Annotated in this window: 19 protein-coding genes and 1 pseudogene; 12 read left to right on the forward strand and 8 right to left on the reverse strand. The window is 68.9% G+C overall.

What is annotated here, in order from left to right:
* Positions 1-261 precede the first annotated feature (261 nt).
* The 3 genes from CCO02nite_RS14895 to CCO02nite_RS14905 are packed head-to-tail and all read right to left on the reverse strand — an operon-like array spanning position 262 to position 8,308.
* Positions 262-5,193, reverse strand: a complete 4,932-nt coding sequence (locus CCO02nite_RS14895; RefSeq protein ID WP_146843967.1) for an FtsK/SpoIIIE domain-containing protein — start codon at positions 5,191-5,193, stop codon at positions 262-264.
* Complete coding sequence (locus tag CCO02nite_RS14900; RefSeq protein ID WP_146843968.1) at positions 5,190-6,506, reverse strand: hypothetical protein; 1,317 nt, start codon at positions 6,504-6,506, stop codon at positions 5,190-5,192. The genes CCO02nite_RS14895 and CCO02nite_RS14900 overlap by 4 nt, the downstream gene beginning before the upstream one ends.
* Before the next feature lie 35 nt (positions 6,507-6,541).
* The gene (locus tag CCO02nite_RS14905) at positions 6,542-8,308 is read right to left on the reverse strand and encodes an ATP-binding protein (RefSeq protein ID WP_146843969.1); all 1,767 of its coding nucleotides are present in this window, start codon (positions 8,306-8,308) and stop codon (positions 6,542-6,544) included.
* Positions 8,309-8,413: 105 nt separating this feature from the next.
* Between CCO02nite_RS14905 and CCO02nite_RS14910 the strand changes: the two genes are divergently transcribed.
* Complete coding sequence (locus tag CCO02nite_RS14910; protein WP_146843970.1) at positions 8,414-8,887, forward strand: very short patch repair endonuclease; 474 nt, start codon at positions 8,414-8,416, stop codon at positions 8,885-8,887.
* A gap of 159 nt (positions 8,888-9,046) precedes the next feature.
* Positions 9,047-10,123: a DNA cytosine methyltransferase gene (locus CCO02nite_RS14915; protein ID WP_186812726.1), complete on the forward strand. Its 1,077-nt coding sequence runs from the start codon at positions 9,047-9,049 to the stop codon at positions 10,121-10,123.
* A gap of 60 nt (positions 10,124-10,183) precedes the next feature.
* On the opposite strand, the pseudogene CCO02nite_RS16150 reads toward CCO02nite_RS14915, so the two are convergent.
* Both CCO02nite_RS16150 and CCO02nite_RS14925 read right to left on the reverse strand, forming a co-directional pair.
* Positions 10,184-10,333 (reverse strand): annotated as a pseudogene (locus CCO02nite_RS16150) (N-6 DNA methylase); the annotation flags it as partial.
* Positions 10,334-10,723: 390 nt separating this feature from the next.
* Positions 10,724-11,344: a LysE family translocator gene (locus tag CCO02nite_RS14925; protein WP_146843973.1), complete on the reverse strand. Its 621-nt coding sequence runs from the start codon at positions 11,342-11,344 to the stop codon at positions 10,724-10,726.
* A gap of 119 nt (positions 11,345-11,463) precedes the next feature.
* On the opposite strand from CCO02nite_RS14925, the gene CCO02nite_RS14930 reads away from it, so the two are divergent.
* Positions 11,464-11,916, forward strand: a complete 453-nt coding sequence (locus tag CCO02nite_RS14930) for an Lrp/AsnC family transcriptional regulator (RefSeq protein WP_146843974.1) — start codon at positions 11,464-11,466, stop codon at positions 11,914-11,916.
* A 55-nt stretch (positions 11,917-11,971) separates the two neighbouring features.
* Complete coding sequence (locus tag CCO02nite_RS14935; RefSeq protein ID WP_146843975.1) at positions 11,972-13,219, forward strand: alpha/beta fold hydrolase; 1,248 nt, start codon at positions 11,972-11,974, stop codon at positions 13,217-13,219.
* 97 nt (positions 13,220-13,316) lie between these two features.
* Here the strand turns inward: CCO02nite_RS14935 and CCO02nite_RS14940 are convergent, their stop codons facing one another.
* Positions 13,317-13,742 carry an anthrone oxygenase family protein gene (locus CCO02nite_RS14940; RefSeq protein ID WP_146843976.1) on the reverse strand — a complete coding sequence of 142 codons (426 nt, stop codon included), beginning with the start codon at positions 13,740-13,742 and terminating at the stop codon, positions 13,317-13,319.
* Between the two features lie 74 nt (positions 13,743-13,816).
* Here CCO02nite_RS14940 and CCO02nite_RS14945 point away from each other — a divergent pair, with 74 nt between their 5' ends.
* The 6 genes from CCO02nite_RS14945 (at position 13,817) to CCO02nite_RS14970 (ending at position 17,749) form a co-directional block, all read left to right on the forward strand.
* The gene (locus tag CCO02nite_RS14945) at positions 13,817-14,860 is read left to right on the forward strand and encodes an AraC family transcriptional regulator (RefSeq protein WP_146843977.1); all 1,044 of its coding nucleotides are present in this window, start codon (positions 13,817-13,819) and stop codon (positions 14,858-14,860) included.
* Positions 14,861-14,982: 122 nt separating this feature from the next.
* A complete protein-coding gene (locus CCO02nite_RS14950; protein ID WP_146843978.1) occupies positions 14,983-15,753 on the forward strand; it encodes a MerR family transcriptional regulator in 771 nt (256 codons plus the stop codon).
* Between the two features lie 78 nt (positions 15,754-15,831).
* Positions 15,832-16,161, forward strand: a complete 330-nt coding sequence (merT, locus tag CCO02nite_RS14955; protein ID WP_146843979.1) for a mercuric ion transporter MerT — start codon at positions 15,832-15,834, stop codon at positions 16,159-16,161.
* A gap of 36 nt (positions 16,162-16,197) precedes the next feature.
* Positions 16,198-16,530 carry a YnfA family protein gene (locus tag CCO02nite_RS14960; RefSeq protein WP_146843980.1) on the forward strand — a complete coding sequence of 111 codons (333 nt, stop codon included), beginning with the start codon at positions 16,198-16,200 and terminating at the stop codon, positions 16,528-16,530.
* Between the two features lie 185 nt (positions 16,531-16,715).
* Entirely contained in the window at positions 16,716-17,045 is a 330-nt protein-coding gene (locus tag CCO02nite_RS14965; RefSeq protein WP_146843981.1) for an ArsR/SmtB family transcription factor, read from the forward strand.
* Entirely contained in the window at positions 17,042-17,749 is a 708-nt protein-coding gene (locus CCO02nite_RS14970; protein WP_146843982.1) for a cation diffusion facilitator family transporter, read from the forward strand. The genes CCO02nite_RS14965 and CCO02nite_RS14970 overlap by 4 nt, the downstream gene beginning before the upstream one ends.
* Positions 17,750-17,809: 60 nt before the next feature.
* Here CCO02nite_RS14970 and CCO02nite_RS14975 read toward each other — a convergent pair whose 3' ends face one another.
* On the reverse strand, positions 17,810-18,202 hold the full coding sequence (locus CCO02nite_RS14975) for a hypothetical protein (RefSeq protein ID WP_146843983.1): 393 nt from the start codon (positions 18,200-18,202) through the stop codon (positions 17,810-17,812).
* A gap of 156 nt (positions 18,203-18,358) precedes the next feature.
* Positions 18,359-19,270: a LysR family transcriptional regulator gene (locus CCO02nite_RS14980; protein WP_146843984.1), complete on the reverse strand. Its 912-nt coding sequence runs from the start codon at positions 19,268-19,270 to the stop codon at positions 18,359-18,361.
* Positions 19,271-19,547: 277 nt separating this feature from the next.
* On the opposite strand from CCO02nite_RS14980, the gene CCO02nite_RS14985 reads away from it, so the two are divergent.
* Together CCO02nite_RS14985 and CCO02nite_RS14990 are read left to right on the forward strand one after the other, a co-directional pair.
* Complete coding sequence (locus CCO02nite_RS14985; protein ID WP_146843985.1) at positions 19,548-20,183, forward strand: cation diffusion facilitator family transporter; 636 nt, start codon at positions 19,548-19,550, stop codon at positions 20,181-20,183.
* A 110-nt stretch (positions 20,184-20,293) separates the two neighbouring features.
* Complete coding sequence (locus CCO02nite_RS14990; protein ID WP_146843986.1) at positions 20,294-21,046, forward strand: class I SAM-dependent methyltransferase; 753 nt, start codon at positions 20,294-20,296, stop codon at positions 21,044-21,046.
* Positions 21,047-21,067: the final 21 nt, after the last annotated feature.

Raw genomic sequence — 21,067 nt, forward strand, 5'->3', positions numbered from 1 at the left:
CAGATCTTCTCGCTTCCTCCGAGCCAGACTCGGAATCAGCGTGTCCACCTCACGGGGTCAAGACCCGTCGTTGACAGCTCACAGACCCCAGCCGCGCAGTGGGCCGGGAGCCGCTCTGTCCCACTTGTGTCCACAAGTCGTCGGCGATGATGAGAACCGCAAGGCGCCCGAGCCGTGCCGCTGGCCGGCGCGGCGGGTCGCCTACGCATCTGTTCGACTCGACTGGGACCGGCGATGGTTCTCGGCAGGACTGACCGCCCCTTACTCGGCCCAGGCGACTTGGAGCCTCTGGAGTCCTCTCGCGGTGCGGAGTAGCGCGTCGCCTTGTCCAGCCAGAGCCTCAGCCCCGCCCTCGTCGAGAATGATCCTGCTGTCGGTAGCGGTCTTCACGCGCAGCGCGAGCTGCGCGGGCAGATTCGATCGGATCGTGGTCGAGATGACGTCGGCGCTGGGCCTCTGAGTCGCGGCGATGACGTGAATCCCTGCTGCTCGGGCCTTCTGAGTCAGCCGTCGCAGCAGTGCTTCGATCCGAGCCTTGTCGTCGGGGTCGCTGGTGAGGTCGGCGTACTCGTCCAAGACGATCACGACCCACGGCTTTCGCTCCTGTACCGCAACCGCCTGGTTGTACTGGACAAGGTTGCGGGCGCGCAGCGGTCGCATGAGCTCGTATCTGCGCTGCATTTCCGTGACAGCGTCCTCAAGGATCTCCAGCGCATCTGCCGCGTCGCCTCCGATGAGGCCATCCGTGTGGGGGTCGTCTTCGAAGTCGAGCAGCTCGGTGCCCTTCGGATCGACGAGGCGAAGGCGCAGCGACTCGGCTGGGTACCGAGTCAAGCCGTGGAGGATGGTTTCCAGGGCGACTGACTTTCCGCTGCCGGTCGTGCCGGCCACCAACAAGTGCGGCGAGTCCGGGGACGAGAAGTCCAGTTGGACGGGCTGCCCTGCAATGTCGGCGCCTATCGGGACGATGAGGCGACCGTCGTCCGGTGGGCAGATTTCCCACAGGTCACGCGCCAGCACCGGGTAACGCTCTTCTGGCGTCTTTGGTACTTCGAAGACGATCGTCCCTCGGTCGAGTGAGGTCCGGATCTGCTGACCGGCGGGCAGCCGGAGAGCGAGCGCGATCTCGTTTACCCGATTGACCACCCGGTCGACAGTTACCCCGGTCTTCGGGGCAACGCGCAGGACGTAGAAGCCCGGCCCCTCGAGCCACTGCTCGGTGTTGGCCGGTACGACCGGGACGTTGTGCTCGCGGAGCACCTCAAGCACACGCTCATAGCGGACCTTGAGTTCTGCTTCACCGAGTCCGGCGCTCACGGTCGGCGGTTCGAGGGCCTTCGGCGCGGCGTGAAGCGGCGCGCTCTCTCGGTCCACTCTGGTCGGTCTGGCGAGGGTGTCAGGTCCGGCCTTCGCTGGGGCACTGAGAGCGGTCGATCGGGCTGCGTCGGGCGTCCCGGTTACGTTCTCCGAGGGATCGATGCCGGCAACGAGGTCACCGATCACAGTTTGCAGTTCGGGCTGGTTCAACCTGATGAGCGTGTGAGCTCCGAGCACAGATGGTGCGGGTGCTTTGTCGGTATTGGCTGCCGCAACCGCCACGGCGACGCCCTGAACTGAATCGAGCGCGACCTGGCCGGTGCGGAGTGCTCCGAAGATCCGTGCCTCCGGTGACTCGCCACTGAGGTCGAGGCACCGGCGCGCGGGAAGCTCGGCGCCGGTCTGGCGGATCGCGCTTGTCTGCTCGACCGCGGCGGCGAGCTCCTGTAGCCAGAACTCTCTGTCGTCTGGCGAAGCGTCGCCCGATCGGAATGCGGCCTGGCACAGTTCCGTCGTGCGGTCGAGTTGCTGTTCAGCCGCGCCCAGGTCGAACGTCTGCCGGAACTTCGACTCGACCACCAGGATCTCCAGCCGCACCTCGTCATCCTCGTCGAGTGTCAACAAGAAGCGACCGAGATCGGCGCGCGTACGTTGGCTGCGCCCGAACCAACTCTGTTGCTCGTCGAAGCTGATCCAGATCTCCAGCCCCGGGCGGTCAGTACGCACCGGCATCTGCTGGGCGACAGCGAACCTGCTGGCCACCAATCCGACAATCTCGTTTGCTGCTCGGCCGAGCCCGAGGGCGCGCAGTACGGCTCCGGGCACCACGTTGCGTCCGACTTCGTAGATCCGTTGAGCCGTCGCTCCGGCGGAGAGGCTGTCGGCGACGCCGATCTCTTGTAGCTTTCGGATGAGTCGCTGGACAACGAAGCGTCGCCCGGTCGCTGAGCTCACGATGAGTGTGTAAGCCTCGCTCTTGCCCACTCCTGGGCGCACGAGGATGACGTCTGGCTTGTCGTCGAGTGCATCGATCTGGTCCCGACCAATGAAGGCGTCGAGAGTCACAACCCAGTGGGCGACGTCGTGCAGCTCGCGGAACAGCTTCTGATGGCGGTCGAATCTGACCTGCATCTCGAAGTAGTCCGTGTTCGCAGTCGCCTGCGGTGCGACAGCTGAGTGAGCGTCCTGTCGAACGCACAGCGTCGACCAGGTCTCGAGCAACGGATCGCGTTGACCAGGCAACATCGCTCGAACGACGTTCTGGCTGGTCTCCTCGATGTCGTGGGTCGAGCGATGCAGCCACGGATCGTAGGAGCCAGAGATGCCCGCCGCCGCGTCGCGCGTCTTCTGATTCAGCGTGGTCCGCGTCCCGAAGAGAGCGGGCGCGAGGGCGAGGTCGACGCGGTCCTTGAATGGCTCCAGGTTGGGCTCGGTGTCCGGCACCCAGTCTCGGAGCACGAGCTGAACGTCGGGCAGGAGGCGCTCGTCGCCGACTTCGTCGTCTGCGAACTCTGCGTCGAATGCACGAATGATGTCGTGGTGCCCGGCGGGGTCCGTCAGGACCAGGAGCTCGAACCGGATCCGAGGGAGTCGGGTTCTGATCCTTCGGGCTAGCCGGAGCGGCAGTCGAGGCGTCCCGTCCCGGTCGAGCAGAAGCAGGGAGAGCCCGTCCAACTTGTGCGGATAGGTGTCGACATATGAAGCGATGACTTTGACGAGTTCCTCGACTGCTGCGTCATCGACGGCCGCGAGCCAGTCCCGTGACTCCCGTCCGTTCTGACGAAGCGGTACGTACTCCTCGTGTCCTCCCGACTCACGAACGGCGATCGCAACGGTCTCGTCGGGTCCTACGATCAGCGGAGGCGTCCGATGAGGCGAAACACGCTGCAGCCACTCGAAGAAGAGTTCGTTGTTTTCCTGGTTCAGGTCCAGGCCGGTCGTGAGGCACTGGACGAGCAACTTGGACATTCGACGCAGGTGCCGAGCCAGCCAACGCAGACGCAGTGGATGCGTGGCGAGCATGACGAGACGACTCTGGGCCAGTCGAACGACGTCGGTGAGGACGACAGCCTCGAGGTCTTGATCTGGCGCGTTTGCCGGCACAAGCGTCTGCCGGGCTCCGTTGAGGATCGGCTCCCATTCGGCGAGGTACTGGTCCAGCGAGTCCGCGTTGATTCCAGCGCTCCAGCTTCCGAGGTGCGCCGCTCGGAGTTCCGCGATACGGGCCGAGACAGGGCCCGAGTGTGAGGCCCGACTTGTGCGTTCCCACTCGCGAGGATCGTTCAGGCCTTCGAAGAATGCCTCGAGATCGCAGTCGAACTGTTCACCCGGCGTCACCGAGTAGCCAACGACCAGGGCAGCGAAGGCAGTGAGGCCCATCGTCGCCAACGGGTCCCAACGGAACCGCCGGACCCCGACGTCCGAGATGGACACCACGAGGCGGAGCGGGGCCCACGCCACAGACGAGTCGAACTCGCTGTCGTCGGTGAGCTCGGGAGGCGTGCCGGCGTCGAGGAGCGAGTCGTCGATCCGGAGCGTCAGACGCCCCTCCTCCGCGCCCTCCCGCACACCGACGAGCGTCGGCCCATAGAGGAACGCGAAGAGCCATCTGGACCACTCCCCGACGTCGTCCGGCCCCTCGAAACGAAGGTCGGCCACGGCGTCGGAACCGTCGTCGAGAACACTCAGCGCATGGAGAAGTGCCCGAAGCGGGTCGGGCTCGATCTGAGAGTCGGGGAAGGCGACCTTCTCGACTCGCCTACGAAGTGCCGAGGGCAGGGTCTCGATCAGTGGACGCATCGCCTCGGGTGGTTCGGCACGCAGGAATTGCTCAGCAGCCCGCTGCTCACTGTGATCGAGGCCGGCCTCCACGTCGAGCTCGTCGAACTCGGGAAGGCGGTGTTCGGCTTGGGCGACGATCGATGCCCTGACCTGCTGTCCCAAACCTGCACGCTCTGCGCGCCGTTCGAACAGCTCGAGCCACAGGCTCAGGTCGATCCCGGCTCGTGCGGCCGCCCCACCGCCTCGGACCACTTCGCGCATTCGCTCCCGGACCTGAGGGTCGGAGAGCTCGAACCTCTCGAGCGAAGAGGTTGACAGTTCGGCGCCGTCAATGCGCTGGAGCAAGTCGTCGTCAGATATGGCCGACCCGCTGGGCTGGTTTCCTCGGCTGACATTGACGTTCCTCGCCAACCGAGACCGCGCTGCAGCATCGCTCGCGAAGAGGTCCGCGTCGGGGAACAGATCGAGCTCTGGAAGGCTCTCTGCTGCAGCGCGTTCCACCACGTCAGGTGTACGGAGCGGTGCCTCTTGGATCCGAAGGCACGCGGCAATGACATACGCCGTCCAGCGTCGCAGCGAGAGCCGGCCGCCCGCGCCGATCGTTTCCCTCACGGCGCTCAGAACGGCGGCCAGGCGGCTCGGGGGCTCGCCCGCGCCGCCCGCGAACTCCCACGCCGCGCGATTGACCAGGTCGAAGCGTCCGCCGTCGCTCCCAACTTCGTCGTTGAGCAAGCTCATGTCGTCGAGACGGTTAACGGCAGCGAGGCCCTCCTCGTCTCGCTGGGCGTCCCAGTCGAACAGGACGATTGCGGGCACACTCTGGTTGCGCCAGTACGTGAGTGTCTGGCCCTCTCGCAGGAGGTACTCCGTCGGGACACCAGCCACCGGTGACTTGGTGCCCACCTTGATGACCAGGCGTGAGACGCCTGGCTCGCGATCGAGCCGCTGAAGCACACTCAGCGCTGCGACAACCTCGTCGTTCTCGAACCCGGTGACTCGCAACGCTGGCCTCGGACCGGACCCGGTGTTCGCCAGTGCCTCCCACGCAACGGTCGCGACGACCGCCCCGACAACTTTCGCGACGCCCGGCGTCATCTCGGCTCCCCATGAATGATGCTCGTGGCGTCTGAGTAGTGGGTCAGCAGGCCTACCGAGGCGAGTCGTGCCTTGAACGCCTCCGCATTGAGCGCGAAGACGCCGGCGTCGATGTCTGCGGTCAGGCCGGCGGTCCGTGCGGTCCGGTCGTCGACGACTACGCCCAGTTCGGCATAGAGACGCTGGCAGAAGCGATAGAACTCGACCTCGTCGCCGGGCTCGAGGAGCGCCCCCACGAGTGCTTCGAGCATCGGCGGCTTGAATGTGAAGTGCCTGCGGCCGCTGGTCGAGTTAAGCGCGCCCACGGCCGCGAGCGTCTCGGAGAAGAACGCGCGGGGCGACTTCGTGATGTTGGCGTTCGGCTGTGCGAACTTCGCCCATCGCTCCGCATCTTCCACGGCTCCAGCTTCGAGCGCTGTCCGCTGGTGCTCGGCGGCGCGCTGCGTCAGGGCGCCTGCGATGTTCCAGCGGAACGTCTCGAGGCTCTCCTGCGAGCGTCGGCGAAGAGGGTTGGCCTCTCGCGTCGCGTCGACCAGAACCATCGGCGCCGACTCACCAAGCGCTCGGCGTGCGAGGTGGAGCTGATGACGCGCGAGGCAGTACGGGACCCAGTGCATGAGACTCTCGGTTCTCTTCGCACGGGGCACCTGCGTGCGCGTCACCAGTGAATGCACGCCTCGTCTGAGGAGATCGGGCCAGGGGCTGTCCGCGTCTCGAGGATCACTCTCCGCCTCCGACTGGTCGGTGAACTCGGTCGGCGCAGCCGAGTCGTGGGAGTGGAGCGCGGCCGCGACGCGTCCGAGCGGACTGCCGCTGTCACCGATGAGCAACGCAAGTCCGTCGCGTGTTTCGGCTCGGCGGGTGGCTAAGGGATCAGATCGCAGGACGTGGTACGCCCAGCCACCACCGTCACGAAAGACGTAGCGCTCGATCGCGGGAGCGCCTCGCCGCTGGACGGCGTCGTAGTGAACCAGTTCGCCGACGAAGGGATAGAAGTGCGATGAGAACCACCGTGGCGTACGCCGGCGTCCTGGTACCTCGACGAGCAGCGAGGACAGGAGCGCGGAGAGCGTCTCGTAGGCGGCGTCTCCTTGTACCGCTGAAGCGAGCGTCTCCGGTGGCAGATCCTCCCCGACGGCGATCCGACGCGCGAGGTCGTGGGACGCGCGCACGTAGGTGACTGGGCTCGTCGCGGGAGCAAGCAGCAGGTCAGGTTCGAATAGCAGGACGCCGCGGGCGATCGCCAACAGTTCCAGTGCCACGTAGAAGCCGCGGCCCTGCTCCTGGACGTTCACACCGAACAGCTCCTGCACCAGCGACGCACCACCGCGATCGTGAATCGCAGCCATCATGCGCCCCCAGACCTGATCCGGTCGCCAACGTCGATGGTTAGCGTGCGGCGTTCGCCGCCGACGAGAACTCCGATGTCCTCGTCCGCGTCCGCGTTGGGCGCGAGAGCGGCCAACGCACTCGTGAGGCTGCGGATCTCGGCTTCGTGCTGGCCGCGGCTGCTCAGGCCGGCCGCCCATCTGATGAGCAGTTCGAATCGAAGGAGATCGAGCTGCACCGGAACGACGGTCCCGTCCGTGCCAGGGAGACGGATGTACACCGATCGGCTCGCCCACTCCACTGCGTGCGGCATCTCGGGGTCCAGGGTTCCCGCGTTGATCCACTGCTGGTTCTGCGACACGATCTCGACGCTGCGCCCTGGGATCCTCTTCGCGATCACGGCGGCCCGGCTGCGGTGCGAAAAGAAGGCAGGGTCCAGGACCAGGAAGTCTGGCGAGTCGCCTGCGCGATGAACTCCTTGGACGGCCTCGAGGCCGCGGAGCAATGCATCCCGCACCTTGACCAGGCCTTCCGGTGTGCCGTCGTTCACCGCCAGAAACTCGTCTCCGGACGCAACACCCAACCGGCTCATGCGGTTGGTGGTGGTGCCTTCGAAGTAGTCGAGGCGGCGCAGGAACGCGATCGCAGATCGGAGCAGCTCCGACTCTCGCTGGGCGGCTGTCCGGGACTTCGGGCTCCCCTCGTCGCCCGAGGGCACCGGGGGAAGGAAAGGACTGTTGGCGGTCTCTGGATCGAGGGTGTCGTCGACCCACCGAAGTGCGGTCCCGCCGGGATCCAGCCGCCTGAGCGCTCGGAATGCGGGCACCTGTCGGCGCATCTGTGGCGTCAGCAGGTCACCGAAGAGCGCTTGGTGGTAGAGGTAAGGGAATTGCCACGAACGATCCGAGGCGTCACGCCGATACCGCCTGTGGACATCTTCGCAGATGAGCCCTCCGCTGATCGAGTGTGCTGTCAACGCGAGGGCCTGGCGCGTGGTGACGACAGCGCCCGTTCGTTCGGCGGCGCTGAAGACCTGTCGGATCGCCTTCCTTCGCTCAGCGCCTCGCCCGTCGTCTGCCAAGGCCTCGTGATTGGCGAGGATCGGGCAGATGGTCCGAGCGTCACACCGCTGGCAGATGCGCCAGCGTCGGCGGTCGGCCCCCCACGTGTTCGCAGCCCAGTCGACCAGTCCTTCGTGGACGTCGGGCGCGACCGACTGGTAGTTCAGATTGATGACGTACACGCTCGCGGTCGCGTTCGCAACGGTGCCCTTCTCGATTCCAGCCTCGAGGGTCTGCGTGATCACCTTCGACCGTTCGGACTCGTCCGCGGCGACCGAACTGCGCAGGTGCCCTTCGTTGGCGCAGACGATCGCGACGCCGTCCGCGGGAGACTCGAGGAGCTCGACGAGGAGCGCTGAGGCCGGATCGGTCTCGAGGGCGCTGAGGTCGACCAGGAGCGAGAGCGGGCGTCCCGCCTTCGTTTGCGCGACCGGCGCAGACGCGTCACCAAGATCGCGAATCGCGTCGGCCGCGCCGAGGGGGGTGCGACCGAGCTGTTCCAAGAGCCGCGCGCAGAGACTGGTCTTGCCGTGCCCGGCATCGCCGGTGAGCACGATCAGTCGGGTCTGGGGCCTCTCGATCAGTTCCTCGAGGTAGCTGAGCGTCGAGACACGGAAGGACTGCTCAGTCGGGTCCGTCTGCTCGTAGATGAGCTCCGCACTGTCGGGCTGGAACGGTTGGAATCGCCGAAGGCGACTGACGTGGCCGTTGACCTCGAGCGACATCGCCGACGTTCCCTCCCTGGAGCATGGCTGACTTCAGTCGGAACCTACCGCGCTCGCGCTACGAGACTTCGCGACCAGCGAAAGCGCGTCGCGGGACATACGTGCATGAATGGGATTGGGCAGCCAGGCAGGAGTCGAGCCTGGAGCCTCAACGGAGGCCGAGTGGACGTGTGGACAAGCACCGAGAAGGGTCGACACCTTCGCGGGCGCTCCTCGAAGAACACGGCTCCTGAGCTGGCGCTCAGACGCGAGCTGCACCGGCGAGGTCTGCGGTTCCGTCTGCACGTGCCGTTGGAGCGGGGGTGCAACCCGGACCTGGTACTGCCCAGGCATCGCGTGGCGGTGTGGGTGGACGGTTGCTTCTGGCACGGGCACGAGACGCACACCCGGACGCCCGAAACAGGGCCGAACGCCGCGCTCTGGAAGGCCAAGATCGAAGCGAACCGGGCGCGCGACCTTCGTGCGCTCGAGCTCGCCGCAGCGGCCGGATGGGTGGGGGTCCGCATCTGGGAGTGTGAGATCAAGCGGGACGTGTCGGCGGCGACAGACCTTGTCTCGTCTCGGACTGCACGGTCATGACTCGAGCGTGTCGCGGAGCGTGTTGGCGCGCTCGAGTACGCTCGGAGGTTGGACTGGTCCAACCTCGAGCGGTGTCAGGAGTGATGTTCGTTGTCGACGGTGCACCCACTCCGTCGCAGGAAACGGCCCGCGTTCGAAAGCGGAGCAAGGACGCTCTCGTTGGTTGATCTGTTCGCCGGATGTGGCGGCCTGACCCTCGGTGTCGCCGAGGCGGCGAAGGCGAACGACTTCGCCGTTGACGTACGCCTGGCCGTGGACTTCGAAGCTGCAGCGATCCGGACGTTCAAGGCGAACTTTCCCTCGGCGAAGACCCAGGTGGCGGCGGTCGAGACGCTGTTCGACGGCGACCTCGGAAGCGAGTTCACCGCGAAAGAACTCGCCGTCGCTCGCTCCGTGGGCGAACTGGACGTTCTGGTTGGTGGTCCGCCATGCCAGGGCCACAGCAGTCTCAACAACCACACACGACGCGAAGATCCCAAGAATCGCTTCTACCTGCGGATGGCACGTGCCGCGGAGGTCCTGCGCCCTCGTGTGATTCTGATCGAGAACGTCCCCGCCGTCGTCCACGACTCCGAGGGCGTCGTCGGCCCGGCGACCCAGGCTCTCGCAGCCGCCGGCTACACCGTGGCCGATTCCACCGTCGAACTCGTGCGCCTCGGTGTCCCGCAGAAGCGACGTCGCCACGTCCTGCTTGGAGTTCGAGCTGAACTCGCACGTGACGATGTCGACGTGGTGGCCGTGCTGGAGGCTGGCACCGAGATGCGGCGGAACCTCCGGTGGGCAATCGGCGATCTCGAGACGAAGGCTTCGACCGCGTGGGTGGACACGCCGTCGCGTCCGAGCGCGACGAACGCGGCGCGGATGCAGTGGCTGATCGACAACGACGCGTACGACCTGCCCAACCACCTTCGACCGGTCTGCCATCAGGGCGAGCACTCGTACGTCTCCATGTACGGCCGACTGAACTGGAAGGAACCAGCGCAGACGATCACCAGCGGGTACGGCAGCATGGGCCAGGGAAGGTTCGTGCATCCTTCGCTTCCTCGGACACTGACGCCCCACGAGGCCGCACGGATTCAGGGCTTTCCGGACTTCTTCAGGTTCGACTCCGCTGTGACCCGAACGGAGCTCTCGGTCATCATCGGCAATGCCGTCCCTCCGGCCCTAACTTCGACCCTCATGGCACGGTTGATCGCCGCCGGGGTGTGGGCCGAGTTGGAGCACGCACCGAGCTGAGGGTTGCGCGCCTACCCGCCTCCAGTCCGCGTCACCGAGAGCGCCTGGCCGGCTTGTGTAGGCCGGGTCGAGCACCCGACCGTTGTCGGGCTGGAGCACCTCGACGAGGAGCTCAACCACCGACCGCGGCGTATAGAACTCGCCGGCCTTCATGCCTTCGTTGGAGGCGAACTGGCCCAGGAAGTACTCGTACACGCGACCGAGTAGGTCTAGGCCGGTGTACTCGGCGGAGGAAGATCAGGCCGAGCACGACGTGCTTGTAGCCGGCTGAGTCTACGAGCGCTACGCCGCACTCATCGGAGATCAGCGGCTGCACTGACGATCGCGATTCGTGACGCGGCGCGAATGCCGCTCCGCTCGGGTGTGTCAGGTGGGTGTGACGCCGCGATCCGACCTTGTTTGCACAGGTGCCGCGGCACGCCGCGGGTGCGCAATCTAGGGAGCGCCGCTCCGTGCAGAGTTCGGTCCCGTCGACACCTGCTTGTCGGCTGGGCTCGACTTGATCTCTGCGTACGTCGACGGAGCGCAGCAAGTCGCCGGGGGCTCCTCGGCCCGAGGGGTCGGGGCGGGTTCGAGCTCGAGCTCGAGCTGGCTCGTGGGTCAGGTCAGTGCCTGCTCGACGATGAGCGTGGCGCCGAGGCCGGCCATGACGACCGCCGAGACCCGCGAGACGGTCTTCGCCGCTGCGGGGTGGGTGGACAGCACTCTGCGCGCGGTCGCGGCGACCGCGACGTAGACCACGGCGCAGGTGGCGACGTGGATCAGGCCGAGCACGCTGATCTGCGTCCACACCGGCCAGGGCGCGGTGCGGGAGGTGAACTGCGGCAGCAGGGCGACGAGCAGCAAGAACACCTTCGGGTTCAGGCCGCTGACCCCGAGCCCCTTCCACAGCCACCGGGAACGGGAGGTCCCGACGACGGCGTCGGTGCTCTCCCGCGGCGTCGCGGGGTGGGTGAACGTCAGGTATCCCAGCCACAGCAGGTAGGCACCACCGGCGATGGTCAGCGCCGTCAGCGTGCCTGGTGCGCCGGCGACGAGCGCCCACACCCCGGCGGCCACGAGCAGGGTCGCGGCCAGGTGCCCCGAGAGCATCCCGCTCACCGCAGGGACGATCACGCCACCCCGGATCCCGGCGCTGATCGCGTAGGCCCAGTCGGCCCCGGGCGCGAGCACGAACACGATGGAGATCGCCCAGAAGCTCAGCACGTCCGCGCCGTCCACCGCGCCACCACCCTCGCTCGACCCCGTCGATCTCCTCCAGGGGGAGGCTATGCGGCATCACGCGCAAGGCGGTTCCAACTTCACGCGCACGAGGGGCTGTCTGTGAAAGGATCTGCTACGTGGACTCGATCGACCGCATGATCCTTGCTGAGGTCCAACGCGATGGACGGCAGACGGTGACCGAGCTGGCTGAAAGGGTCCGACTCAGCGTCTCTCCGTGCCACCGTCGGTTACGGGCCCTCGAGCGCGACGGCGTGATCACCGGCTACCACGCGCGGCTGGACGCCGGTGCCCTGGGCCTGACGTTCGAGGCGCTCGTGTTCGTCACCATGAGGGAGGCGACCGTCGCCAGCATCGCGGCCTTCGAGAGCGAGGTCGCTGCACTGCCCAACGTCCTGCAGGCCCAACGCCTGTTCGGTGACCCCGACTACCTCCTGCGCGTCATCGCCCGCGACCTCAGCGACTACCAGCGTCTCTACGACGAGCACCTCGCCGCCCTTCCCGGCGTCCAGCGGCTCAACTCGACCCTGGTGATGCGCTCCGTCGTCGAGGACCGCGCGCTCCCGCTGTAGCGGTCGAAGAGGCGGTGTCACCAACCTCATGAGCCGCAGCACCTAGCCTCGTCTCATGACCATGACGTCGCGCCGGCTGCAGGATCTGACCATCGGCGACCACACCCTCACCGTCCCGCTGGTGTGGTCCGACCCGGCCGACGATCGTCGGATCGACATCCACGCGGCGGTCGTGACCCGCGATGGTGGCGAGAGCTTGCCCTATCTCGTCTTCCTTCAGGGCGGCCCGGGGAGCGAGGCGCCACGGGCGTTCCACTCGCCGACGGCGCCGACGTGGCTCGACGCAGCGCTCGAACACCATCGCGTGGTGATGATCGACCAGCGCGGCACGGGCTCGTCCACCCCGGTCGGCGACGACGACCTCGAGCGTGGGGCGGATGCGCTCGCGGAGCATCTCACCCACCTGCGGGCCGACTCGATCGTGCGCGACTGCGAGGCCGTGCGTGAGCACCTGGGCGCGCAGACGTGGAGCGTGCTCGGTCAGTCTTTCGGAGGGTTCACCACGCTGGCCTACCTGTCGACGGACGCAACGTCCCTCGAGCACGTCTACTTCACGGGTGGGCTGAGTGCGGTGGGGCGGCACCCCGACGAGGTGTACGCCCTGACGTACGCCAAGCAGCGCGAGGCGTCGGAGCGGTACTACCGGCGCTTCCCCGAGCACCGTGACGCGATGCGCCGGCTGGCCGACCTCGCCGGGAACGGCGGCATCGTCCTGCCGGACGGCGAGGTCGTGTCGGTCTCGCGGCTGCGCTCGCTCGGCATGCTGCTGGGCTCGAACGACGGCTGGCAGACGTTGTGGCAGCTCCTCGAGTCCGGGCCTCGCACGAACGCCTTCCGGTACGACCTCGCCGCCGCGCTGCCGTTCAGCGTGCGCAACCCGATGTACTACGTGCTGCACGAGTCGAGCTACGCGGACGGGGCCGCGACCGACTGGTCGGCCGAGCGCACCGAGCCCGACGACTTCCGCGCCGACCCGACCCTGCTCACCGGAGAGCACGTGCGTCGCGAGTGGCTCGACACCGTCCCCGGCCTGCGGCCCTGGAAGGACGTGGCCCTCGCACTGGCCCAGGTCCCGTGGCCGACGATCTACGACGCCGACGCCATCGCGGCCTCGGGCGCTCGCGGCGCCGCCGCCGTCTACGTCAACGACCTGTTCGTGCCGCTCGAGTACTCGCTCGACACGGCCCGGCTGCTGCCCGGCGTGACGCCGTGGGTGACCAGCGAGCACGAGCACAGCGGGTTGCGGTCCGGCGACGTGCTCAGCCGGCTCGTCGACCTCGCGCACGGCCGTCGGGTGCGCTGACGCGCACGACAGCTGCGGAAGCGCCGGGTCACCGGATCGCGCAGCATGCGTGTGGGGCCGGGATCCCGCCACGCCGTGCGGACCGATGACCCGCGACTCACGCGGCGGGAGCGCGGACGAGCAGGAGGCAGACGAGGCTGCCGATCCCGGTGGCCGTCCGCACGACGTTCCAGGCCACCCACGGCGCCTCGAAGTCGACGCGCGCGCCGCCGGTCGCGAGCCTGTCGTTGAGCGGGACGTTGGCCACGATCGTGACCAGCAGGGTCACGAGCCCGAGCACGCCGGCGACGATGGCCGTCGGGGTCCGGAGCATCGCTCCCACGGCCACGGCCAAGGCCGGGGCGCCCAGGAAGACCAGCATGAAGACAGGGTTCACGATCACGACGTTGATGCGGTTCATGATCGTCGTGAAGGCGACGTCGTCGAGTCGCCGTAGCGCGGGCATGACGCCTACCGCGAAGGCGAGGTAGACGCCGGCGAGCAGGCCCGCGCAGAGGCGAGCGCCGAGCAGTGTGATCGTCATGGACCCAAGCCTGACCCGCAACGATGAGACGTTCCATGGTTGATCAGCTCACCGGCATGTGTGACAGTCTCATCATGGACGAGCTCGCGGGCTTGCTCGACGGACCCCGGGCGCGCGACGCCTTCGTCCTGCGAGCGGTCTTCGACCCGCCGTGGTCGATCCGCATCGAGGACGAGGCCCCGCTGAGCATCGTCGTGCTGGTCAGAGGGTCCGCGGTGTTCACGGGATCGTCTGGGCCGGTGGAGCTCGCGGCCGGTGACGTCGTGCTGGTCCGCGGACCGGAGCCGTACACGTTCGCCGACTCTGCAGGCACGCCCGACGACATCCGGATCCTGCCGGGACAGGTCTGCATCGATCCCCGCGGCCATCTTGTGGAGCAGTCGATGGCGCTGGGGGTGCGGACCTGGGGCAACGCCGCGCAGGGCGGGACGCAGATGCTGATCGGGACCTACGAGCGATCGTCCGAGGTGGGGGAACGGGTCCTGTCGCGGCTGCCCGACCACGTCGTGCTGAGCGGTCTCGACACCCCGTTGGTCCCGTTGCTCGCCGCGGAGGTGGCAGACGACTCGCCGGGCCAGTCGGCCGTGCTCGACCGACTCCTCGACCTGCTGCTGGTCCGAAGCCTGCGCGAGGTCTTCGCCTCGCGGACCGACGACGCACCTGTCTGGTTCTCGGCCCGACGGGACCCGGTCGTGGACCGCGCGGTGCGCCTGATGCACCACCATCCCGAACATCCCTGGAGCGTGGCGACGCTGGCAGCGGCCTGTGACGTCTCCCGCGCGACGTTGGCGCGGCGGTTCACCGAGGTGGTCGGCGAACCGCCGATGACGTTCCTCACCGGCTGGAGGCTCGCCGTCGCCGCCGATCTCCTGGCGGACCCGCACGTCACGATCGCCGCCGTCGCGCGACAGGTCGGCTACGGCAGCGCCTTCGCCCTGAGCACCGCATTCGCACGTGAGCGCGGCACGTCACCCAGCCGGTACAGGCGCGCAGCGCTCGCAGATCGGGGTGCCGACGTGGTCGGACGCGACGAGGGAACCGCTCGGTCGAGCGCCGGCCCGGTTCCATCACCCGAGATCTCGGCTCGGCATCGCGCGCGTCAGCTCGCGGACCGTTGATCCGGCTCGCGTGACGCCGGGGCCCGGGACCTCGTTACTGGAGGTCCTCGGGCTCAGGCAGCCGTTGCGGCTCGAGCAGGTGGCTTGACCTTCGACCGGAGTCGAAGGTCTACCGTCGCGACATGAGCTACCGCATCGCCGAGGTCGCAGAGCTCGTCGGGGTCCCCGCCACGACGCTGCGGTACTACGAGGACATCGGCCTCGTCGGCCGGCCCGCCCGCGGGGCGAACGGGTACCGGTCCTACGATGACGCCGACCTCGAGCGGCTGCGGTTCATCGTCGCGACGAAGAGTCTCGGGATCCCGCTGACCGACGTCGCCGAGCTCGTGAAGGCGTACGACGTCGAGGACTGCTCGACCGTCGCCCACCAGGTCGTGGAGCTGGTGGCCACGCGGCTGGCCGAGACCCAGACGCGCATCGGCGACCTCGTCGCGCTGGCGGCCCAGCTGCAGGGCGTCTCAGCGCGCCTCGCCGACGCGCCGACCTCGGGTCGCTGCGGGGACGGGTGTCCGTGCGTGACAGCGGCCCCCGCCGCGCCGGCGGGCCGGCGCACGTTCGTGTCGCTGACCCGCGGTCCGGTCGTCGCGACACCGGATGCTCCCGTGATCGCGTGCTCGCTGGAGGCCGACGCGGTGCCGCACAGGCTCGCCGACTGGCAGGCCCTCGTCGCCCGGGCCGTCGACCGCGAGGCGATCGTCGGCGGCATGGCCCTGCAGTTCGTGGCCTCGCCCGAGCTGGTGGCGGAGGTCGCCCGGCTGGCCGCGGCCGAGCAGGACTGCTGCTCGTTCTTCACGTTCACCCTGCAGATGAGCACGGGCACGGTCCGGCTCGAGGTCCGGGCGCCCGACGACGCGGCGGACGTCGTCGCCGCCATGTTCGGCACCGCTGCCTAGAGAGCCCGCTCGACCCTTCGACCGGCATCGCGACGGTTCCGGTCGCGATCTCGCCTGCCCGCACACCAAGGAGGAGCCATGACCACCTCGAACTTCCACGACAGCCGCACGACGAGCGCGACGAGCCCGACGAGTCCGACGAACGCGACGAGCTCGACGAAGAAGGGTGTGCTTGCGGGGATCGGCATCGCGCTGGCCTGTGCCGTGGCCTGCTCGCTGCCCCTGATCGCCGCCGGCGGCGTCGCGGCCGGCGTCGGCGCGTTCCTCGCCGGCCAGGAGGCCGTCGCGCTCGGGGTGGTCGCGATCGCGGCAGGTGGGGTCGGCGGCATGCTGTGGCTGCGCCGTCGTCGGTCCGCCGCGTCGGCGACCGAGGGCGACGGCGGGTGCGGGTGCGGCGGCGGCTGCTGACCGCAGCGGACTGACCGCGCACGGCACACTGCTGCCATGACGGTGCTGCGCTCCCTGCTGCTGTTCGTCGTCGCGGCCGTCGCCGAGATCGGCGGGGCGTGGCTGGTCTGGCAGGGCGTGCGGGAGCACCGCGGCGTGCTCTGGATCGGTGCCGGCGTCGTCGCGCTCGGCGCGTACGGGTTCGTCGCGACGCTGCAGCCCGACGCGAACTTCGGACGCATCCTGGCCGCGTACGGCGGGATCTTCGTGGCCGGCTCGCTGGCCTGGGGCATGGCCGTCGACAAGTTCCAGCCGGACCGCTGGGACGTCATCGGCGCCGCGATCTGCCTGCTCGGCGTCGCCGTCATCATGTACGCGCCCCGCACCTGAGGAAGCCACGGGCAGTGCGCAGAGGCGTGCCCTCTGCGATGCATCTCGACGACGTCGACGGCAACCGCTCGACGGCGCCGCCGGCGACCACCGCGCCGCGGAGCAAGCCTGGGCCGGTGGTCCGGAGCTGAACCCGCCGCGGTACACCTTTCGCTGAATACAGTGTTGCGTGTACGGTCACGCTCATGGCGACGACCACGCTGACGCACAGCTCCGCACTTGCCCGGCTGGGGCATGCGCTCTCCGACGAGACGCGCACCCGGATCCTGCTGGCGCTGCGCGAGGCGCCCGCCCACCCGTCGGACCTGGCCGACGCCCTGGGGGTCTCCCGGCAGGTCATGTCGAACCAGCTGGCGTGCCTTCGTGGCTGCGGCCTGGTGGAGTCGATCCCCGACGGCCGGCGCACCTGGTACCGGCTGTCCGACCCGCACCTGGCGAACGCATTGAACGATCTGCTCATGCTGGTGCTGGTCGTCGACCCGGAGTGCTGCGGCCCGGAGTGCACCTGCGCATGAGCAGCGTCTCGATCGGACCCCGCCCCCTGGCGCCGGAGCGCCGCGATCTGCTCGAGCGGCGGATCCGCTGGGTCGTCGCCGCGACGATCACCTACAACCTCGTCGAGGCAGTCGTCGCCCTGCTGGCCGGCCGGCTCGCGTCGTCGTCGGCGTTGATCGGGTTCGGCCTGGACTCGATCGTGGAGGTCCTGTCTGCCGCCGCGGTCGCCTGGCAGTTCTCCGCGCCGAACCCGCACACCCGGGAGCGCGCCGCGATGCGGACCATCGCGCTGTCGTTCTTCGGGCTGGCCGCGTTCGTCACCGTCGACGCCGTCCGTAGCCTGCTGAACGCCACCGAGCCGGAGCACTCGACCGCCGGGATCATCCTGGCCGCGGTGAGCCTCGCGGTCATGCCGTTCCTGTCCTGGTTCGAGCGCCGCACCGGCCGCGAGCTCGGGTCCGCCTCCGCCGTCGCCGACTCGAAGCAGACCCTCATCTGCACGTACCTGTCCGCGGTCCTGCTGGTCGGGCTCGTGCTGAACAGCACCCTGGGCTGGTGGTGGGCCGACCCCGTCGCCGCCGTCGTGATCGCCGGCTTCGCGGTCCGCGAGGGCATCGAGGCCTGGAACGGTGAGGCGTGCTGCAACCCGGTGTCACAGCTGCTCGGCGGCGAGCAGGCGCGCGGCGACGACGAGCACTGTGAGGACGGTTGCTGCGGCGACTGACCCCGCCTGGTCGCCATCACGACGACGATCCTGATCGCCCGGGCCGTCGGCGCGGGGTCGTCAGTACGACTGGTCGAGCTCGGCGACGAGTGCGACGGATCCGGGGAAGAAGCGCGGCTCGCGCACGCGCACCGGCACGTAGTCCTGGTGCTCCTCGGGCTGGGCGGCGAAGAACGCGCCGCTCTTGGTGTACGCGAGCAGCAGGGCGACGGAGGTGGTGTCAGGGTCGCCGTCCTCGTCGAGGGCGTACTCGAGTGCCTGCACCGCGGAGAGGTCGCCGCTCTCGAAGGCGGCGATGAGCTCCTCGATGCTCGAGTTGAAGTAGCGGAAGCCCTCGACGACCTTCTCGCCCGAGGCCTTGTGGATCACGCTCTTGCCGAACAGCTTCTTCTTCGTCTCGAAGAGGTCCGGCTGCGCCGCGAGCCAGTCGACGAGGTCAGGGATGTCAGTCACGGTCTTCGGACGCCTTCCGTGGTGACAGCGCGCCGGCGCACTGTCGCTTGGGCATGAAGCCGGAACGGTAGCGGTCGACGGGGCATTTCCGACGAACGTCTCATCCTGCTCGCGGCCGCAGGCGGGTGCGGCCGTCGCGGGAGCGGTCGAGACCGTTCAGGCGCGCGGGACCGAGCGCCGGGCCGCGACCGCGACAAGCTCGTCGCCGAGAGCCCGCACGGCGGCGGAGGGGCGCGCACCGCGCCGCTGCTCCAGCACGAGCCTGACGAGGGTGCGGTCGTCGACGATGGGGCGGGCCACGAGCACGCCCGCGAGCTCGAGCGGGTCGCCCGTGACGCTGTAGTCGGGCAGCACGCTCAGGCCCATGCCCTGCGCGACCATGAGCTTGCCCATCTCGGCGCCGTCGGTGGTGTGCCAGTCCCGGGGCGGCGCGTCGCCGAACACGCGGTGCGCGAAGCGGTGCATCGCGTAGCCGGCGCGCATCCCGACGAAGGACTCGCCGCGAAGGTCGTCCGGCGAGAGAGCCGGGCGCGCGGCGAGCGGGTGGGCGGCGGGCAGCACGACGACCGGACGGCCGCGGACCAGCTCGGTCCCGACGAGGCCGGGCGGCACGTCGTCGCCGCTGAGCAGGTTGACGAGGCCGAGGTCGAGCGAGCCGTCGGTGAGACCCTGCTCGATCTCGTCCTGCTGGAGGGTGCGGATCTCGACCGTGACGCCGGGGTGCCGCGCGGGGAACGCCTGGATCGCGGGGAGCAGCAGCGAGGCGGTCCCGGCGTTGACGGTGCCGAGGCGGACGGCCCGCCCGGCGTCCGGGTGGTGACCGGCGGCGGCGCGCAGGCGGTCGACCGCGGCGAGCGCGTCCGCGACGAGCGGGAGCAGCTCGCGGCCCGTGGTGCTCAGCCGGGAGCCTGAGCGGTGACGCTCGAGCAGCGTCACGCCGAGCTCGCGCTCGAGATTGGCGACCGCCTCGGACAGCGCGGGCTGGGACACGTGCAGCTCGTCGGCAGCGCGACGGAACGAGCCGACGCGCGCGACCGCGGCGAAGTACTCGAGCTGTTCGAGGCGCATCGGCGGGGGTCCCGGGGACGTTGGTGTGATCGGAGGGACCGCCGCGCGGTGCGGCGATGGGGCACGGTGCCCAGGGACAAGGCGTTCTCGTCGTCGTGCATCCCGGGACACTAGCGACCGGAACGCGCGACCGTCCCGCCGATTTGCGGCGGGTGACCGGCCGGCCCTGTCGGGCTGTGGATATCTGTCCGACGAGGTGGGCGGCGCGCACTACCGTCGGCGACCGGAGCCGGCGACCGCCGGGTCCGCTGACGTGGCACGCAGGGGGTTGGACGAGATGACGCACGATGCCGGCACGTACGACGCCCCGCCCACCGGGCAGGTAGCCACGGGTCGCCCGTTCCCACCCCCGCCGTGGCCGCTCGGGCCCGAGCGGCCGCTGCCCGTCACGACCGGCACGCCGGTCCTGCTGCGCATCGTGTTCACCGGGATCGCGGTCCTCTTCGTGGGCTCGTCCGTGCAGGGGCTCGTCGATCCCTCCACGGTGAAGGTCGACGAGTCGGCGGTCCCGCTGTGGGTAGGGATCCTGATCATGCTCGGGACCACGCTCGTCGGCGTGTTCTGCCTGGTCTTCGCGTGGGGCAACACGGTCGTCGTCGACCGGCACTCCGTCGCGCTCCGACTCGTGGGCATGCACCGGCGAGCGGACCTGGAGACGGCCGCACGGATCGTGGCGAGGCCGCGTCGTGTCTCGTCTGGTGCGGGCAACGCGCTGACGCCCAGTCGGATCATCCAGATCGTCGTCAGCAGCCCGTACGGCAGGCCCGTGCTGCTGCGCGACGACCTGAGCGACGTCGGCGCCGCTCTCGAGGTGCTCACGCGCTGGTGGTACGCACGCCCGGAGCTGGTCCAGGACGAGCAGACGGCCCAGATCCTCGCCGCGGTCGCGGCACAGCTCGCCCGTCCGACCTGACGCCCCGACCGTCCCGCTCGACGGCACGACTGTGGTCGACTGACCATCACGGCCCAGCGCGCAGGAGGTGTCGCTGCCGAGGCCCGAACGAGGACGAGGGAGCGCGCTTCATGAGCGAACGGTTCTACTCCGACGCGAGGCTGTACGACCGGTTGTTCCCGGGCGGTCGGCCGGCCGTCGATCTCTACCGGGCCGAGGCCGTGCGGCAGGGCGGCTCCGTCCTGGAGCTCGCGTGCGGGACGGGACGCAAGCTGCTCCCCATCGCCTCCGACGGGTATCCGTGCACCGGCCTGGAGCTCTCGCCGGCGATGCTCACCGAAGCTCGGCGCAAGGCGGGCGAGCTCGCACTCGACGTGGACTGGGTGCAGGGCGACATGCGCGAGTTCGACCTCGGCCGAAGGTTCGATCTCGTGTTCGTCGCGGCCAACTCGCTGCTCCACCTGCACGAGGCCGCGGACCTGGTGAGCTGCTTCCGATCCGTGCGAGCGCACCTGGCACCCGGAGCGCGCTTCGTCTTCGACGTGTTCAACCCGAGCGTGCGCATGCTCGCCGACGCCGACGGGGTTCGACGCACCCGTGATCAGCTGTCGTTCGTGGATCCCGATCGTGGCGACGTGCGGGTCGACGTCGCCGAGACCTACGACGCGGCCGCGCAGGTGACGCGCGGGACGTGGTACTTCTCCGCCGACTGCGAGCCCGACTTCTTCGTCGCCCCGCTCGAGATCAGGAGCATCTTTCCCCAGGAGCTGCCGCTGCTGCTCGCCCAGGGTGGGCTCCGGCTCGTCGAGCGCTTCGGCGGCTGGGCCGGGGAGCCGTTCACCGGGGACGCCGCCGTCCAGCTCTGCGTCTGCGAGTCGGACTGAGGCGACGACGAGCGAGGACGC

This window comes from Cellulomonas composti, from assembly GCF_007990245.1.
GTDB classification, from domain to species: Bacteria; Actinomycetota; Actinomycetes; order Actinomycetales; family Cellulomonadaceae; genus Cellulomonas; species Cellulomonas composti.

Bases quoted from the DNA above. Each gene is read 5' to 3' on its own strand.
- CCO02nite_RS14895 (WP_146843967.1), bottom strand. From the start codon at position 5,193: ATGACGCCGGGCGTCGCGAAAGTTGTCGGGGCGGTCGTCGCGACCGTT.
- CCO02nite_RS14905 (WP_146843969.1), bottom strand. From the start codon at position 8,308: ATGTCGCTCGAGGTCAACGGCCACGTCAGTCGCCTTCGGCGATTCCAA.
- CCO02nite_RS14910 (WP_146843970.1), top strand. From the start codon at position 8,414: ATGAATGGGATTGGGCAGCCAGGCAGGAGTCGAGCCTGGAGCCTCAAC.
- CCO02nite_RS14935 (WP_146843975.1), top strand. From the start codon at position 11,972: ATGACCATGACGTCGCGCCGGCTGCAGGATCTGACCATCGGCGACCAC.
- CCO02nite_RS14940 (WP_146843976.1), bottom strand. From the start codon at position 13,742: ATGACGATCACACTGCTCGGCGCTCGCCTCTGCGCGGGCCTGCTCGCC.
- CCO02nite_RS14945 (WP_146843977.1), top strand. From the start codon at position 13,817: ATGGACGAGCTCGCGGGCTTGCTCGACGGACCCCGGGCGCGCGACGCC.
- CCO02nite_RS14950 (WP_146843978.1), top strand. From the start codon at position 14,983: ATGAGCTACCGCATCGCCGAGGTCGCAGAGCTCGTCGGGGTCCCCGCC.
- merT (WP_146843979.1), top strand. From the start codon at position 15,832: ATGACCACCTCGAACTTCCACGACAGCCGCACGACGAGCGCGACGAGC.
- CCO02nite_RS14960 (WP_146843980.1), top strand. From the start codon at position 16,198: ATGACGGTGCTGCGCTCCCTGCTGCTGTTCGTCGTCGCGGCCGTCGCC.
- CCO02nite_RS14965 (WP_146843981.1), top strand. From the start codon at position 16,716: ATGGCGACGACCACGCTGACGCACAGCTCCGCACTTGCCCGGCTGGGG.
- CCO02nite_RS14970 (WP_146843982.1), top strand. From the start codon at position 17,042: ATGAGCAGCGTCTCGATCGGACCCCGCCCCCTGGCGCCGGAGCGCCGC.
- CCO02nite_RS14980 (WP_146843984.1), bottom strand. From the start codon at position 19,270: ATGCGCCTCGAACAGCTCGAGTACTTCGCCGCGGTCGCGCGCGTCGGC.
- CCO02nite_RS14985 (WP_146843985.1), top strand. From the start codon at position 19,548: ATGACGCACGATGCCGGCACGTACGACGCCCCGCCCACCGGGCAGGTA.
- CCO02nite_RS14990 (WP_146843986.1), top strand. From the start codon at position 20,294: ATGAGCGAACGGTTCTACTCCGACGCGAGGCTGTACGACCGGTTGTTC.